At 66.5% G+C, this 14,725-nt stretch carries 15 protein-coding genes; 13 read left to right on the top strand and 2 right to left on the bottom strand.

Going from position 1 to position 14,725, the window contains the following annotated elements; genetic code table 11:
• Positions 1–85 precede the first annotated feature (85 nt).
• The 11 genes from cpaB (at position 86) to BXE_RS08150 (ending at position 12,648) form a co-directional block, all read left to right on the top strand.
• Positions 86–1,036, top strand: coding sequence for a Flp pilus assembly protein CpaB (gene cpaB, locus BXE_RS08100; protein ID WP_011487866.1), 951 nt, complete (start codon positions 86–88; stop codon positions 1,034–1,036).
• 42 nt (positions 1,037–1,078) lie between these two features.
• Complete coding sequence (locus BXE_RS08105; protein ID WP_038456409.1) at positions 1,079–2,494, top strand: type II and III secretion system protein family protein; 1,416 nt, start codon at positions 1,079–1,081, stop codon at positions 2,492–2,494.
• A 132-nt stretch (positions 2,495–2,626) separates the two neighbouring features.
• Entirely contained in the window at positions 2,627–3,868 is a 1,242-nt protein-coding gene (locus BXE_RS08110) for a fimbrial protein (RefSeq protein WP_011487868.1), read from the top strand.
• Positions 3,869–3,871: 3 nt separating this feature from the next.
• A complete protein-coding gene (locus tag BXE_RS08115; RefSeq protein ID WP_011487869.1) occupies positions 3,872–5,281 on the top strand; it encodes a CpaF family protein in 1,410 nt (469 codons plus the stop codon).
• Positions 5,274–6,353 carry a type II secretion system F family protein gene (locus BXE_RS08120; RefSeq protein WP_011487870.1) on the top strand — a complete coding sequence of 360 codons (1,080 nt, stop codon included), beginning with the start codon at positions 5,274–5,276 and terminating at the stop codon, positions 6,351–6,353. Before BXE_RS08115 ends, BXE_RS08120 begins: the two co-directional genes overlap by 8 nt.
• A 1-nt stretch (position 6,354) precedes the next feature.
• Positions 6,355–7,368, top strand: a complete 1,014-nt coding sequence (locus BXE_RS08125; RefSeq protein ID WP_011487871.1) for a type II secretion system F family protein — start codon at positions 6,355–6,357, stop codon at positions 7,366–7,368.
• A 9-nt stretch (positions 7,369–7,377) separates the two neighbouring features.
• Positions 7,378–8,232, top strand: coding sequence for a tetratricopeptide repeat protein (locus BXE_RS08130; RefSeq protein ID WP_011487872.1), 855 nt, complete (start codon positions 7,378–7,380; stop codon positions 8,230–8,232).
• Positions 8,233–8,279: 47 nt separating this feature from the next.
• A complete protein-coding gene (locus BXE_RS08135) occupies positions 8,280–8,681 on the top strand; it encodes a DUF3613 domain-containing protein (RefSeq protein ID WP_095211911.1) in 402 nt (133 codons plus the stop codon).
• A 1-nt stretch (position 8,682) separates the two neighbouring features.
• A complete protein-coding gene (locus BXE_RS08140; RefSeq protein WP_011487874.1) occupies positions 8,683–10,470 on the top strand; it encodes a TadG family pilus assembly protein in 1,788 nt (595 codons plus the stop codon).
• A gap of 10 nt (positions 10,471–10,480) precedes the next feature.
• Entirely contained in the window at positions 10,481–11,872 is a 1,392-nt protein-coding gene (locus BXE_RS08145) for a sigma 54-interacting transcriptional regulator (protein ID WP_007182264.1), read from the top strand.
• A 47-nt stretch (positions 11,873–11,919) separates the two neighbouring features.
• Positions 11,920–12,648 carry a DUF2968 domain-containing protein gene (locus BXE_RS08150; protein ID WP_011487875.1) on the top strand — a complete coding sequence of 243 codons (729 nt, stop codon included), beginning with the start codon at positions 11,920–11,922 and terminating at the stop codon, positions 12,646–12,648.
• A gap of 254 nt (positions 12,649–12,902) precedes the next feature.
• Here BXE_RS08150 and BXE_RS08155 read toward each other — a convergent pair whose 3' ends face one another.
• The gene (locus tag BXE_RS08155) at positions 12,903–13,091 is read right to left on the bottom strand and encodes a hypothetical protein (RefSeq protein WP_038456406.1); all 189 of its coding nucleotides are present in this window, start codon (positions 13,089–13,091) and stop codon (positions 12,903–12,905) included.
• Between the two features lie 334 nt (positions 13,092–13,425).
• Here BXE_RS08155 and BXE_RS08160 point away from each other — a divergent pair, with 334 nt between their 5' ends.
• Entirely contained in the window at positions 13,426–13,653 is a 228-nt protein-coding gene (locus BXE_RS08160) for a hypothetical protein (protein ID WP_038458068.1), read from the top strand.
• 20 nt (positions 13,654–13,673) lie between these two features.
• On the opposite strand, the gene hfq is transcribed toward BXE_RS08160, so the two are convergent.
• Entirely contained in the window at positions 13,674–14,234 is a 561-nt protein-coding gene (gene hfq / locus BXE_RS08165) for an RNA chaperone Hfq (RefSeq protein ID WP_011487878.1), read from the bottom strand.
• A gap of 352 nt (positions 14,235–14,586) precedes the next feature.
• On the opposite strand from hfq, the gene BXE_RS46445 reads away from it, so the two are divergent.
• Positions 14,587–14,724 (top strand): hypothetical protein, encoded by a 138-nt coding sequence (locus tag BXE_RS46445; protein WP_167540871.1) that lies wholly within the window; start codon positions 14,587–14,589, stop codon positions 14,722–14,724.
• Position 14,725 lies beyond the last annotated feature (1 nt).

Here is a 14,725-nt window from a genome sequence, read left to right on the forward strand (position 1 = left end):
CGCCGGTTCCAGGCTTCGTGGTCCGTGAACGCGTGATTGCGCGCGCGCACGGCTTTGCATCGTTTAACCGGGGCCGCCATTCGCCATGCCGAACCTGACCAGGATTTTTGCCGGCGTGCTGATCGCGGTGGCGCTCGTGCTCGGCCTGTTCGCGTGGACGCTGTCGCGCCGCCCGGCGCCGGTGGCCGTCACGCCCGCCGTGCACGCGAGCTTTCCGGTGGTGGTGGCGACCCGCGCGCTGGCGCCGGGCAAACCCATTACCGTCGACGATTTGCGCATCCAGTCGCTGCCCATCAATCCGAACGGCGCCTTCACGGAGCCGGCGCAACTGGCCGGCCGTGTGCCGAACGCGGAGATCGGCGCGGATTCGCCGGTGCTGGAAAGCCAGTTGTCGTCGGGGCTTGCCGAGCGTGTCGAGGTCGGCGAGCGCGCGCTCGCCGTGCGGGTGGACGAGGGCAATGCGGTCGGCAACCGGTTGCGGCCGGGCAATTTCGTCGACGTATTTTTCACGCTCAAGCGCGACGGCGGCAGCATGGGTAACGGCGGCGAAATCGACCGGACCCAGGCGCGCTTGCTGATGTCGAAAGTGCGCGTGCTTGCATTCGGCAACGCCACCGCGAGCGGCGACAGCGCGGGCGACCCGAACGGCATGGTTCGCACGGCGGTGCTCGCGGTGCCGGTTGCCGATGTCGATCGTCTGACGCTGGCCGAGAGCGCCGGCCGTCTGATCTTCGCGCTGCGCAATCCGAAGGATACCGAAGTAGTCGATCAAAGCGTGTTGCCGGCCTATCCGGGCGTGCTGAAGACGGCGGCTCATGCGGGCGCGGCGGAGCCGCTCCAGGATTCCACGCGCGCCGCAGCCGGCGTCGCGCTCGACACGTTGTCGGGCAGCGCCAACGCGGGCGGCGCCGGCGCTGCCGCGAGGCTGCCGCCGCTGCCGCGCATGCCGCCGACGCGCGTGGCGGGCAATACCAACAGTACAAAGAGCGGTATCGAAGTGATACGGGGTGGGCGCGCCGAGACGGTCGCCTGGTAAAGCAGTTTCAGGGAGCGGGCGGCCGGTCGCGTCCATAACTACATGACAGAACGGATTTTTGTTTTCCGCAAGGCGGCGTGGCTCGGGGTGGCCTTGCTGGCCGTATCGGCGGCGACTGATGCAGCCGGGCCGGCGCAGCGGGGGCAAGCCGCGCAAGCGGCGCAGGCGGCTCAAGCCGCCCAGCCGACGCTCGCCGCACCCGCGCAGCGCATCGCCCTGACGGTCGGCGCGCAGCAGCAGCTTGCGGTTGGCCACACGCTGCAGCGTATCGCGATCGGCGATCCGTCGGTGGCCGATGTGCTGATCATCAAGGGCGACAAGCGCGGCGGCGTGCTGCTGGTCGGCAAGGCGGCCGGCACGACGAATCTGATGCTGTGGGCGCGCGACCGTGACGCGCCGCTGCAATATACCGTCGACGTGACCACGCCGGCCGCCGCCTCGCTGCTGGGACCCGATACGCCGGCCGTCAAGGTGCTCGGCGGCACGGCCGTGGTGTCCGGCACGTCCGCGACGATGGAGGCTCACCAGCGCGCCGTGGTCGCGGCCGAGGGCTCGCTCGGCAAGGACGGCGCGGTATTCGACACTTCGACGGTGGCGAGCCGCGCGGTCGTGCAGGTGGACGTGCGGGTGGTCGAGTTCAGCCGTTCGGTGCTCAAGGAAGTCGGCTTCAACTTCTTCAAGCAGAACAACGGGTTCACGTTCGGTTCGTTCGCGCCGTCGGCGTTGAGTTCGGTATCGGCGACGGCGGGGCAGGCGCCGAGCATGACGGGCGTGACGCCGATTTCCTCGGCGTTCAACCTGATTTTCAACTCCGCCACGCATGGGCTGTTCGCGAACCTGAGCCTGCTGGAGAGCAACAACCTCGCGCGCGTGCTGGCCGAGCCGACACTCGTGGCGTTGTCCGGTCAGAGCGCGAGCTTCCTCGCCGGCGGCGAAGTGCCGATTCCGGTGCCGCAGGCGCTCGGTACGACTTCGATCGAATTCAAGCCGTACGGTATCGGGCTCACGCTCACGCCGACCGTGCTGAGTCCGCAGCGCATCGCGCTGAAAGTGGCGCCGGAGGCGAGCCAGCTGGACTTCGCCAACGCGGTGACGATCAGCGGCGTGTCGGTGCCCGCGTTCATCACGCGGCGCGCGGACACCACCGTCGAACTCGGCGACGGCGAGAGCTTCGTGATCGGCGGGCTGATCGACCGCGAGACGGCTTCGAATGTCTCGAAGGTGCCGTTGCTCGGCGATCTTCCCGTGATCGGCACGTTCTTCAAACAGTTGAACTATCAGCAGAACGAGAAAGAGCTGGTGATCATCGTGACGCCGCATCTGGTCTCGCCGCTTGCGAAAGGCGCGACCTTGCCCTCGACGCCGGGCGAGCAGTCCGAGCAGCGCAACGGGCCGGTGTGGCGTTCGCTGATCGGCGGCGTGGCGGCGCGCGATTCGGCGCCGGGATTTTCGAAGTGAAGCCGGCAGGCGCTGTCGCGGCGCACCGGGTGAATACAGGCGTGAGCCGGCGTGCGTGCGAACCGCGCGCGCACGCCGGCAGGCAGTACGACGCGGGGGCGTTGCCGCCCATGCCGCATAAGGAAGTCCAATATGAACGCGAGAACGCATTCATTGACTGAACGGGCGGTCACCGACTATTTCGTGTTCGCGTCGCTGACCGACGAACACGTGCATTGGCTCGCCGATACGCTGGTGGCGGCCGGTGTGGTCGAAACGGCCACGCTCGATCCTTCGATGCTGACGCAGCGCATCGCGACGCTCAATCCGTCGCTGGTGTTCGTCGATTTTTCCTGCGGCCGCGCCGCGGCGGCGAGCGCTGCCGCGAGCGCGGTGCGCGCCGCCTATCCGGGCATGCAGATCGTCGCGCTGGGTTCGCTCGCCGAGCCCGAAAGCGCGCTGGCCGCGTTGCGTGCCGGCGTGCGCGATTTCATCGATCTGTCGGCGCCCCGCGAAGACGCGCTGCGGATCACGCGCCAGGTGCTCGACAACCTCGTCGAGCCGGTCAGCCGGCATGGCCATGTCACGGCGCTGCTGGGCGCGCGCGTCGGCATGGGCGTAAGCACGCTGGCCGCGAACCTCTCGGTGATGCTGCAGCGGCGCGACGTCGCGCAGGGCAGGCAAGCCGCCTTGCTCGATCTCGGCCTGCCGGCCGGCGACGCCTCGCTGCTCCTGAATACGCGCAGCGAATTCAGTTTCGTCGAAGCCGTGCGCAATCTGCGCCGCTTCGACCAGACCTTCGTGCATACGGCGCTGTCGCATCACGCGAGCGGCCTCGCGCTCACCACGCTGCCGCCGAACCTGGCCGATATGCGCGAGGTCTCGTATTCGTCGTCGATCGGTTTGCTGACTCGCCTGCGCGCGTTTTTCGACCAGCAGATCATCGATCTCGGCGGCTTCACGAATGGCGAGTTCATCGCCCATGTCGTGCAGGCCGCGGACGAAACCTGGCTGCTGTGCGATCAGGGCGTGGCCTCGATCGTATCGGCCGTCGGCGTGCTCGACGCGCTGCGCGAAGAAGGCGTGGACACCGCCAATGTGCGGCTGATCGTCAACAAGTTCGACGCGGATCTCGGCCTCGCTCCCGCGCAGATCGCGCAGCGTCTGGATATTGCGTTGCTCGGGACCTTGCCCGAGCGGCGTATCGCGCTCGGGCAGGCGGCCAATCAAGGGCATCTGCTGGTCGACGTCGCCGCGCGCGACCCGTATGTGCGCGCGCTCGAGCCGTTGATCGCGCGGCTCGGCGGCGCGCAGCGCGCCGTGGCGCAGGCACGCGGCAAGGCGGCATTCGGCGCGCTCAGGCGCCTCATTCCAACCACTCACAAGCGGTCATAGACGATGGCAAAAGACATCGAATTTGCCGACGACGCGCCTTCGTTCGCGCATAGCCAGCAGTTCCAGGATATCAAGAACGCTGCGCACGAACATCTGCTCACGCGTATCGAAGAACTCGGCTCCGAGTTCGGCCGCTGGTCGCGTAACGCGATCAACCAGTTCGTCGATCTGGAGATGGACAGCTTCGTCAGGCTGCGCCGGATACCGATCAACGAGAGCGAGGTGCGCCTGATCGCCGAGGCGCTGACCAAGGAGCTCGCGGGCTTCGGTCCGATCGAGGATCTGCTCGCCGATCCGGCCGTCGAAGATATTCTGATCAACGGCTACAACGACGTGTACGTGTCGCGCCACGGCATTCTGACGCGCATTCAGGTGCGCTTTGCCGACAACGCGCATCTGCTGCGGATCGTGCGGCGCATTCTCGCGCCGATCGGCCGGCGTCTGGACGAATCGAACCCGATGGTCGATGCGCGTCTGCCGAACGGCGGCCGCGTGAACGTGGTGATCGAGCCGCTCTCGATCGACGGGCCGATCGTCTCGATCCGCAAATTCCGCAAAGATCCGATGCGGCCCGACGATCTGCTCGGCAACGGCACCTACAGCCCGGAAATCGGCGCGTTGCTCGAAGCCGCGGTGGCGGCGCGCTGCAACGTGCTGGTGTCGGGCGGCACGAGTTCGGGCAAGACCTCGCTTCTCAATGCGCTGGCGTTTCACATTCCCGAGGCGGAACGCGTCGTGACCATCGAGGACACGGCGGAGCTTTCGCTGAACCATCCGCACGTGGTGCGGCTGGAAAGCCGGCCGGGCGGCTTCGACGGCGCGGGCGTCGTGACGATTCGCGACCTGCTGCGCAATACCTTGCGGATGCGGCCGGACCGCATCATCGTCGGCGAAGTGCGCGGCGGCGAGGTGCTCGAAATGCTGCAGGCGATGAACACCGGCCACGACGGTTCGATGGGCACCGTGCACGCCAGCTCGCCGCGCGAATGTCTGTACCGGCTCGAAATGCTGGCGGGCTTCGCGGGCTTTCAGGGCACCGAGTCGAGCCTGCGCCGCCAGATCGCCAATGCGATCGACTTCATCGTGCAGATTGGCCGGCTCTCCAACGGGCGCCGGCGCATTCTGTCGATCACGGAAGTGACGGGGCTGTCGGACAACATCATCGCCACTCAGGAGTTGTATCGCTACGAGCCGATCCTGAATGCCGATGGCGACGAACTCGACAACTGGGTTTCGCTCGGCATTCATCCGCACTCGCCGAAGCTGGCGCGCTTCCGCCAGGCGCTCGGCGGCGGGGCCGGCAATGCGTTCGGCAATGCGGGTTTCGGCGGCGGTTTCGGTGGTTCGGGCGGTGGTGGCTTCGGCGGTTCGGGCGGTGGTGGCGGCGGGTTTGGCGGAGGCTTCAATGTCTAGCGCGGTTCTGGTCTTCGCGGCGCTTGCGCTGCTCTGCGCGGCGCTTGCATTGCTGCTCTGGCAGCGCAGCGCGCAACGCAAAGGCCAGGTGAGCGCGGAACGCTATATCGACAGCCGCGTGGCGTCTTCTGGTGGCGGCGCCTTTGGCGTTGCTTCCGCCATGCCGGCCGGCGCTGGCGTCGTCGGCGGCGGTGCGGGCAGCGTGGGCAGCGGCCCGGCAAGCGGCGCGCGCGCCACGCCCGCGCGCGCCGCCACGACGCACGCCGTGATTGCACCGCAGGCGCCGCCTGCGGATGCCGGCTGGCTCGCCTATTGGCGTTATCTGCAGGCGCGCGCGCGCTTCATGGTGCGGCATGCGTTGGCGCGTGCGGGCATTGCCAATGCAAAAGGGCCCGCCGCGCTGGCGGGCACGCTGGTGTTGCTGCTGTGCGGCTGGGCCGCGCTGGTCGGCGGCGCGCTCGCGGCCGGCGTTGCGTTGTGCGCCTGCGTGATGTTCTTCTATTTTCTGCTGACGCTGCGCGTGAACAAACGCCGCCAGCAAATCGTGCGGCAGTTGCCGCTGTTTCTCGACGGCATCGTGCGTCTGATCACGCTCGGCAACAGCGTGCCCGCGGCCTTTCAGGCCGCGCTGCAAACGACCGAGGCGCCGTTGCGCGAATGCCTCGACTACGTGTCGCGGATGCTGCGCACCGGCGTCGAAATCGACCGTGCGCTTTCCCAGGTCGCGCTGATCTACGGCGTGCGCGAACTCGAACTGGTGGGCGCCGTGCTGCGCCTGTCGGTCAAATACGGCGGCCGCGCCGACGTGATGCTCGAACGGATGGCTTCGTTCATGCGCGACCTCGAACACGCCGAGCGCGAACTGGTGGCGATGTCGGCGGAAACGCGGTTGTCGTCCTGGGTGCTGGCCATGCTGCCGGTGGGCATCGGCGGTTTTCTGATCCTCTCCAATCCTAAGTATTTCGCTTCGATGTGGTTCGATCCGACCGGCCGGCAACTCGTCTATCTGGCGTTTGCTTTGCAACTGGGTGGGGCATATCTGCTCTATCGCCTTGCGAACCTGAGGAATTGACATGCAGACCCAACAACTCGTCGCGCTCGCGCTCGCTCTGGCCGCGCTCGGTTTGCTGCTGATCGCCGGACTGGTGCTGGCGCGCATGGCCGCCGCGCGGCGCAGCGAACGCACGCTGCGCCACGCGCTCGACGAGCGCGCGCTGCAAAGCGCGGCGCTCGCCGCCGCCGCGGCGGCACGCGGCGCAGAAGGCGCGCAGGGTGGCGCAAAGCGTGCCACGCGGCACGCACCGCCCACGGGTCTCAAAGGTCTGCTGGAGCGCTTCGCGCACACCGGGATTCGCTGGCTCGACACGCCGTTCGGCCGCCAGATCGTCGCCGAAGAAGATCGCCGGCTGCTCGAACAATGCGGTTTCGTGGATACGCGCACGCGCGGCCTCTTTCTGGTGGCGCGGCTCGCAGGTGCGATGGTGTTGCCCGTGCTGGCCGGCATGCTTACGCGCGGTCAGTTCGAGGGCTCGCGGTATGTGGCGCTGGTGATCATCGCCGCGATGGCGGGCTTCATGCTGCCGAAATTCGTGCTGCGGCGGCGTGCCGGCAAGCGCCGCAACGGCGTGGTCGACGAATTGCCGTTGCTGGTCGATCTGCTGCGGCTTCTGCAAGGCGTGGGTTTGTCGCTCGATCAGAGCTTGCAGGTGGTGGTCAACGACTTTCGCGGCATGCTGCCGGTGCTCGCCGGCGAGCTGGAAATCGCCCAGCGTCAGTTCACTGCCGGCCGCACGCGCGAGCAGTCGCTGAACCGGCTCGCAACGAGTTACGACAACGAGGATCTGCGCGCGGTTATGCGTTTGCTGGTGCAGGTGGACCGGCACGGCGGCGCCGTGCAGGAACCGCTCAAGCAGTTCGGCGACCGTCTGCGCGAAACGCGCCGCGCAATGTTGCGCGAACGCATTGGCCGGCTCGCCGTGAAGATGACGGGCGTGATGATCGTCACGTTGCTGCCCGCGTTGATGATCGTCACGGCCGGCCCCGGCGTGCTGGCTGTCCAGCATTCGCTGGGCGCGGCGAAGCACTGAGGATTTGCCATGACTCACACTCTCCCGTTCGATTCCGTCAAACATGGCGCGCGCTGCGCCGCCGTGCTGGCCTTGCTGGCGCTGCTCGGCGCGTGCGCGTCCAGAGACCTGACGGGCTACGGCGTCGGCCCGCAGGCCGAGCGTGCCGTGCTGGCCCAGCAGGCCAACAAGGATCCCGCGCCGGACACGCCCGGCATGTACCTCGGCCTGATCGACCAGATGCAATCGCAAGGACTGTACTTCGCTTCGCTCGCGCATATCGATGCGTACGACAAGCAGTACGGCGCGAGCCCCGACTCGATCCTGCTGCGCGCCGACGCGCTGCGCATGACCGGGCAGCCGGCCGCCGCCGCGGCCGCGTACGGAGAACTATTGAAGACGCCGCTCGCCACGCGCGGCTATCGCGGCCTCGGTCTGATCGCCGGCGCGGCCGGCGACTTCGCGCGTGCCGCGCAGGCGTTGCAGCAGGCCGCGCAGCTCGCGCCGACCGACGCGGCAACGCTGTCGGACCTCGGCTACGCAAGGCTGCGCGACGGCGACGTGGACGGCGCACGCGTGCCGCTCATGAAAGCGGCCGAACTCGACCAGAGCAATCCGAAGATCGTCAGCAACCTCGTGCTCTATCTGCTCGCGAGCGGCGACCAGGCGCAGGCGCTGGCGGTGATGAACCAGCAGAAGCTCGCACCGGACGTGCGCGCCGCGATTCGCAGCGATGCGGCGAAGGTGGCCGCGGCAGGACGTGCGCAGGCACACGGCGCGCCGGCGCAACAGCAATCGGGCGCGGGGGGCACGGGCACGCGCACGGTCGCGAGCGCGCAGGGCATCGAGCCCGCGCCGCGCCTGTTGCAGCGTTTCTCGCAATGAGCGCGCCGCGACTTCGGGCTGATGCATCAGGCAATCTTGGAGCAACGATGAAAAACAGAATCACGAAGCGGGGTTGGCGGGCGTCGATGCCGGCCCGGTGGCTGGCCATGACCGCGGCGGCCGGCGTGCTGCTGGGCGCCTCCGTCTGCACGATGGCGCAGACGGACGAATCGGCGCAGCCGGTTCAGGCCGCGCAGCCGGCGGTACGCGCCAGCGAAGTGGGTCATGCGACCCGCGCATGGCTCGACCTGCAGAGCAGCAATGCGCAAGCCGCGCCGGCGCTGCCGACGCTCGGCGCCGAAGCCGGGCTGGCCTATCGCCGCTACATGGAGTCGTTCAAGAGCAAGATTCCCGATCTGTACGGTTCCGCATTAAACGCCGGCAACGGCGGCAGCGGCGCGATGGCCGTCAACAGCGAGCTTGGCGGAAGCGGCGGCGGATCGAACTGACATGCGCAAATTGCCTTCCGCCATGACGCTCGCCGCGCGCAACGCCCGTCCCCGGTGGACGGGGCGTGTGCCTGCGCGCCGCCAGCATGGCGCCATCGCGATGCTGGCGGCGATCTGGCTGAGCGTGGCGATTGCGGCGCTCGGCGCGCTCGACGTCGGCAACGTGTATTTCGCGCGCAGGCAGTTGCAGCGCACGGCCGATCTGGCGGCAATGGCGGCGGTCCAGTTGATCGGCTCCACGGGCGGCTGCGCGACCGCCACCACGGCCGCGCAGCAGAACGCCGCGGCCAACGGCTTCACGGCCGGCAGCACCACGACCATCAGCACCACGTGCGGCCGTTGGGACACGAGTTCGAACACGTACTTCGGCACCAGCGGCAATCCGCTCAATGCGGTGCAGGTGAAGACGACCCAGGTCGTGCCGTATTTCTTCGTCGGACCGAGCCGTAACGTCTCGGCGACGGCTACCGCGTTCGCGTCCAACATCGACGCGTTTTCGCTCGGCACCGGCATTGCGTCGATCAATACGCAGCAGTCGGCGCTGTTGAACGCGATCCTTGGCGGCTTGCTGAACACGAGCGTGTCGCTGAGCGTGGGCGACACGCAGAGCCTCGCGACGGCGCACGTCAAGCTGGAAGATCTGAAAGTGGCGCTGGGCGCCGCGACGATGAAGGGGCTGCTCGGCACCACGGTGAGCTTTCAGCAACTGATGGTTGCGATGGTCACCGCGCTGCAGACGGGCGGCGATACGATCAATGCGGCGATTCTGCAGCGGTTGGCCGTGGCTATTCCGGGCGGCCAGAACATCACGATCGGCGATGGCGTCACGTCCGCACCCGGGTTGCTCGCGCTCGGCCTCGCCAATCCGGATGCCGCGGCGAGCGCGACGGTCAACGCGTTCGATGCATTGCTGGTTGCCGCGCAGATCGCGCAGCGCAGTCCGGACGGCACCTTGGGCAAGGCCCCGGTGATCAACGTGGCGGCGGGGCTCGCGGGCGTGGCCGGGATTTCGCTGCAGATCGTCAATCCGCCCGTGCTGGCGGTGGGCGAGGGCGGCACGTCGGCCGACGGGACATACCGGACGAACGCGCACACGGCGGTGGTCAACGCGAGTGTGAATCTCTTGCCGCTCAACTTGCCGACGATCACGGTGGGCGGCGCGCCATTGCTCGCGGTGACCCTATCGGCATTGAACACGCCTTTGAACGTCTCGGTGCAGGCCGCCCAGGGTAGCGCGTCCCTGACGTCGGTCGATTGCGAGAGCACCAAGGCGGCCACGAATGCCACGATCAAGGTCGCGCCTGGGATTGCCGCGCTCTGTATTGCCGGCGACGCGTCCTGCAGCAAGCCGGTCAACGTGGTGTCGTTGTCGGCGGTCGTGCTCGGCATCACGGTGCCGGCGGGGACGGTTGCGCTGAACCCGATCAAAGCCAGGCTCGATCCGGGCACGCTGACCCCGCTTGTCTTCAACGGTTCGTCGGGCAGTTTCGACGCCAGCAAAAGTGCGAATTCCAACGCTATCGGCAGCGATGGCGCCGTGCTGACCTCGACGTTGCTCAATAGCCTGTCGGGCGCGCTGGTCGTCAATGCGCTGGGTGTCGATCTAGGTGGCGTCGTGTCACTGATCCTTTCGGGCCTGACAGGCCTCCTCGTGCCGGTTCTCCAACCCGTCTTCAACCTCCTCGACGCAGTCCTCGTCCCCACACTGTCCCTGTTGGGCGTTCAGGTCGGCACCGCCACGGTCCACAACATGTCGCTGACGTGCGGCGTCGCGCAACTGGTCAACTAGCCTATCCAAGATGAGAACCACCACCAAAATCGAGGAACTCGATATCTACGTCTGGGAGGGCAAGGCCGACATCGTCGACCGGGTCGCGCGCTGCATGGCGAGCTTCGACGTCGAAGTGATCCGTGCTGACGATATCGCGATCTCGCCCGAGCGGACCGCGCTGCGGCCGTCGCTCGCAATCATCAGCGTATCCGTGATCGACAGCGGCGCGCTGATCCTGCGCGACTGGCAGGCGGCGCACGGCATCCCGGTAGTGTGGGTCGGCGCCGCGCCGCGCGAACACGATCCGGCCACCTATCCGTCCGAGTACTCGCATATCCTGCCGCTCGACTTCACCTGCGCCGAATTGCGTGGCATGGTCATGAAGCTCGTGCTGCAAATGCGCGCGCACAGCGCGAAGACGCACGAGTCCGACGCGATGATCGCCAACTCGGAGTGCATGCAGGCGCTGCTGCACGAAGTCGACACCTTCGCCGATTGCGACACCAGTGTGCTGGTGCATGGCGAAACCGGCGTCGGCAAGGAGCGCATCGCGCAACTGCTGCACGAAAAACATAGCCGCTACGGGCAAGGCCCGTTCGTCGCGGTGAACTGCGGCGCGATTCCGGACGGGCTGTTCGAGTCGCTGTTCTTCGGTCACTCGAAAGGCTCGTTCACCGGCGCGGTGGTCGCGCACAAAGGCTACTTCGAGCAGGCCGACGGCGGCACGCTGTTCCTCGACGAAATCGGCGATCTGCCGCTCTATCAGCAGGTCAAGCTGCTGCGCGTGCTCGAAGACAGCGCGGTGACGCGCATTGGTTCGGCGACGCCGGTGAAGCTCGACTTCCGGCTGGTGGCGGCGACCAACAAACTGCTGCCGCAACTGGTGAAAGACGGCACGTTTCGCGCCGACCTCTACTACCGGCTTGCCGTGATCGAGTTGAAAATTCCGTCACTGGAAGAGCGGGGCGCCGTCGACAAGATCGCCATCTTCAAGGCGTTCATTGCGCAGATCGTCGGCACCGAGCGTCTCGCCGCGCTGCCCGACCTGCCGTACTGGCTCGCCGACGCCGTCGCGGACACCTACTTCCCCGGCAACGTGCGCGAACTGCGCAACCTGGCCGAACGCATCGGCGTGACCGTGCGCCAGATCGGTGCGTGGGACGCGGCGCGCCTGCAACGCCTGCTCGCGCTCGCGCGCACCAGTCAGCCGGTGCCGGCCGAAAGCGTCGCCGAGGTGCTGGTGGACCGCAGCAAGTGGGACATGGCCGAACGCAACCGCGTGCTGGCCGCGCTCGACGCAAACGGTTGGCGGCGCCAGGATACCGCGCTCTACCTGGGCATCAGCCGCAAGGTTCTGTGGGAGAAGATGCGCAAATACCAAATTTTCGACGAAGAGCCCGAAACACGCGAAAGTGAGTAATAATGAGACGGTTGTACTAAAACAAAAACTGTTCAAGCAGGAATTACATGGACCGAAAGTCGAAACTACGACAGATTGCCTTCGCCGCAGTCATCGCGATCGGGGCAGCGCAGGGCGTGAATGCGCAGTCTCTGCCGGACAGCAGCGCGGGTGCTGGCGCCGGGGGCGGCGTTGTTTCCCAGCCGGGCGCGACGGTGGCGTTGCCGGCAACGCCACCGGCAGGACAGGCTCAGACGTCGGCGCTCACGCCCGACGAAGCGAAGCAGTCCGCCGCGGGCAATGTGGCGGAATTGCAGCAGATGATCCACGGCTCGGATCTGAGCGAATTGCGCACCACCTATAACGGTAGCTACGGCGCGAGCTTGCTGTTTTACGGCAAGGAGATGACGTACTACGTGGCGCTGTTCCAGCAGAAAAATTTCTGGCGTGTCATCAAGACCCAGGACGCCGCGCGTGCCGACATGATCTACAAGGATTTCGTGCGTCAGACGGTGCAGCTGTCGGACGTCGAGATTCGCCGCACGCAGCTCGAGGCGCAGAAAGCGTTTACGGAGCGGATGATCGCGTTGTCGCAAGACCGCGCGAACCGTCTGCAGGCCGATCTGGATGTGGCGCGCCAGCAGCAGACCATCGTGGCGAGCCAGCAGCAGCAGACCCGCGCCGAAGCTACGGCGCTCGCTCAGCAGAAGGCTTCCGCGCAAGATCAGTTGCGTGCCGCGCAGCGTCAGGTGCGTGAACTGCAGCGCCAGCTGGAAAGCGGCTTGCCCTCGCACTGAGGGCGGCGGTCTGAAGAACATCGGGTGGGCAGGGCGGCGCGGAGCAGCAGTACCGGCTGCCTCCCACCTCCCACGCCGGGTGCGCCTGCTCAGAAACGCGTGTCACGCATGGCGCCGCGCGGCCTGGCGATTCCCTCAGATGTCTGGCACACACGAGCGCTCGCGCCTCGCCCACCGCATGTGCGGTGGCGCAACCCCAACCCCTCTTCGCGGCATTGTTTCGCCATGTCCGCGCGAGAGCACTGCGGCAAGTTCTAATGCCGCTTCTTTCCCTCCGAAGGCGCTCCCTTTTCTTCCGCATGATGCGGGTCGCCCGTATCCACGGCGATCGGGTCGCTGGCAGGAAAACTTTCCTCTAGCGCCTCATCGAGCCGGCTGTCTTCCGATTCGGCGGGCGTGGGTGTTTCGGCGCGATGAGTCTCGGGGTGCTTCTTGCTGGTCATGACGTGCTCCGTTAGAAGAGAGTCGGCAATCCAGCATAGCGCAAAGCGGGCATCGGCGAACATCGGCCGAACGGCTTGAGACCGCGCGCCATCCGCGCGAGCATCAAAACCGCGAGCCGAAGCGCGAGGCTGGAGCCGACGCGGCTTCATCAGCCAAAACTTAAAACCAATGCGCATCGACTCGTTTTCCGTGTGTCGATGGAAAGCGGCGCGGAAAAAACAAAATCATTCGCCGACCGCGTGGGCCGGCAGACCGCAACGCATGCCGCGGGCCGGCAGTGTCAGCTCGGGAGGGGCGCAACCAGAACCTGTGAACAACAAGGCAGCGAATAACATGAACCGGAAAAAAACCGCGTGCGCGCAGCGCCTCAATGCGTCACACGTCGTGGAAGCAGAACTGGATCATCTGGATTGGGCAACGAAGCAGCCGGCGCAGCGCATGCTGGACGCCGTATATTGGCGCCGCCGCGTGCTGGCGGTTAAATGTAGATTCGAACTGACGGAACTGCAGGTGATGCGCCTGGAAAAAATCCTGCAGCGGCTCGGCCATTCAGCGGAGTAGCCGAGCGCTGCTGCGGTGGCTCACTCGGTGCTGCCGCCGTTACCACCGTTACCACCGTTACCACCGTTACCACCGTTACCACCGTTACCACCGTTACCACCGTTACCGCCACTACCACCGTGATTGCCGCCATGATTGCCACCGTCGCCGCCCGTGCCGAACAGACGCCGGCGGCGCGTCACGACCACCGGGCCGTCCGACGTGCTGCTGCTACGATCTGACGCAGGCCGGTCCGAAGACGGCGCGCCATACGACTCGCGCGGTTCACGCGGTTCGCGCGGCTCACGATGATCGCGCGGTTCGCGCGAACCGTGCGGCCCACGCGTGGTGTGCTCGCCATGCGAAGGACGCCCCGCGCGCGGAGCCGGACGCGTGCCGGTGTCGAGCTGGATCGTCGAGATGGCGCGCTTGTAGATGCCTTGCAGGCCGACAGGCGTGCGCAGCATCACCAGATACTGATCGAACGACTCGATGCACCCCGTCAGGCGGATGCCGTTGACAAGATAGATCTCAACGCGCTTTCGTTCTTTGCGCGCAGCGTTCATGAAGTCGTTTTGCGGATGCGATTCTGCGGAAGCCATGGACAATTCAGGTTAGGAAGACGGTTGTTCGCCGCGATTCTACCCTGTGTGGGGGCGGAACGCGTCGGCGGGCGAACTGCGTCCACTATAACGGCTTGTGGGCGCATAAGCATCTGATAACTATTGACTGTAACGTTGCGTTACGAATCTGCGGACGAATGCCGCGTTCATCCGCCACTCGCACGCCTTGGCTGCACGGGTGGCGGAAAAAGATGGCGCATCGCCGTGCCTTCGGCGGAATAAACCGGCGCCTGCCCGCGTTATATCAGGCATGGCGGCGCTGCATCGTGCGCGTGGCCGACCGGCTTCCCGGCTCGCACAAGGCGTCCGGGCGCTCATGAGGAGATTCACCATGAAAGTATCCCGCATTCTTTCCGCCGTTTTCGTCGTGCTCGCGCTCGCGGCCGGTACGCTTGCGACGAGTGCCTGCACGACCGATGGCGGCGCCTCCGGCACGAGCGGCGGCAACAGCAGTGGCGGCGGCTACTGAA

The organism is Paraburkholderia xenovorans LB400, from assembly GCF_000013645.1.
Taxonomy (GTDB): Bacteria; Pseudomonadota; Gammaproteobacteria; order Burkholderiales; family Burkholderiaceae; genus Paraburkholderia; species Paraburkholderia xenovorans.

Bases quoted from the DNA above. Each gene is read 5' to 3' on its own strand.
- BXE_RS46445 (WP_167540871.1), top strand. From the start codon at position 14,587: ATGAAAGTATCCCGCATTCTTTCCGCCGTTTTCGTCGTGCTCGCGCTC.
- cpaB (WP_011487866.1), top strand. From the start codon at position 86: ATGCCGAACCTGACCAGGATTTTTGCCGGCGTGCTGATCGCGGTGGCG.
- BXE_RS08150 (WP_011487875.1), top strand. From the start codon at position 11,920: ATGGACCGAAAGTCGAAACTACGACAGATTGCCTTCGCCGCAGTCATC.
- BXE_RS08160 (WP_038458068.1), top strand. From the start codon at position 13,426: ATGAACCGGAAAAAAACCGCGTGCGCGCAGCGCCTCAATGCGTCACAC.
- BXE_RS08145 (WP_007182264.1), top strand. From the start codon at position 10,481: ATGAGAACCACCACCAAAATCGAGGAACTCGATATCTACGTCTGGGAG.
- BXE_RS08115 (WP_011487869.1), top strand. From the start codon at position 3,872: ATGGCAAAAGACATCGAATTTGCCGACGACGCGCCTTCGTTCGCGCAT.
- BXE_RS08110 (WP_011487868.1), top strand. From the start codon at position 2,627: ATGAACGCGAGAACGCATTCATTGACTGAACGGGCGGTCACCGACTAT.
- BXE_RS08125 (WP_011487871.1), top strand. From the start codon at position 6,355: ATGCAGACCCAACAACTCGTCGCGCTCGCGCTCGCTCTGGCCGCGCTC.
- BXE_RS08130 (WP_011487872.1), top strand. From the start codon at position 7,378: ATGACTCACACTCTCCCGTTCGATTCCGTCAAACATGGCGCGCGCTGC.
- hfq (WP_011487878.1), bottom strand. From the start codon at position 14,234: ATGGCTTCCGCAGAATCGCATCCGCAAAACGACTTCATGAACGCTGCG.
- BXE_RS08155 (WP_038456406.1), bottom strand. From the start codon at position 13,091: ATGACCAGCAAGAAGCACCCCGAGACTCATCGCGCCGAAACACCCACG.
- BXE_RS08120 (WP_011487870.1), top strand. From the start codon at position 5,274: ATGTCTAGCGCGGTTCTGGTCTTCGCGGCGCTTGCGCTGCTCTGCGCG.
- BXE_RS08105 (WP_038456409.1), top strand. From the start codon at position 1,079: ATGACAGAACGGATTTTTGTTTTCCGCAAGGCGGCGTGGCTCGGGGTG.
- BXE_RS08135 (WP_095211911.1), top strand. From the start codon at position 8,280: ATGAAAAACAGAATCACGAAGCGGGGTTGGCGGGCGTCGATGCCGGCC.
- BXE_RS08140 (WP_011487874.1), top strand. From the start codon at position 8,683: ATGCGCAAATTGCCTTCCGCCATGACGCTCGCCGCGCGCAACGCCCGT.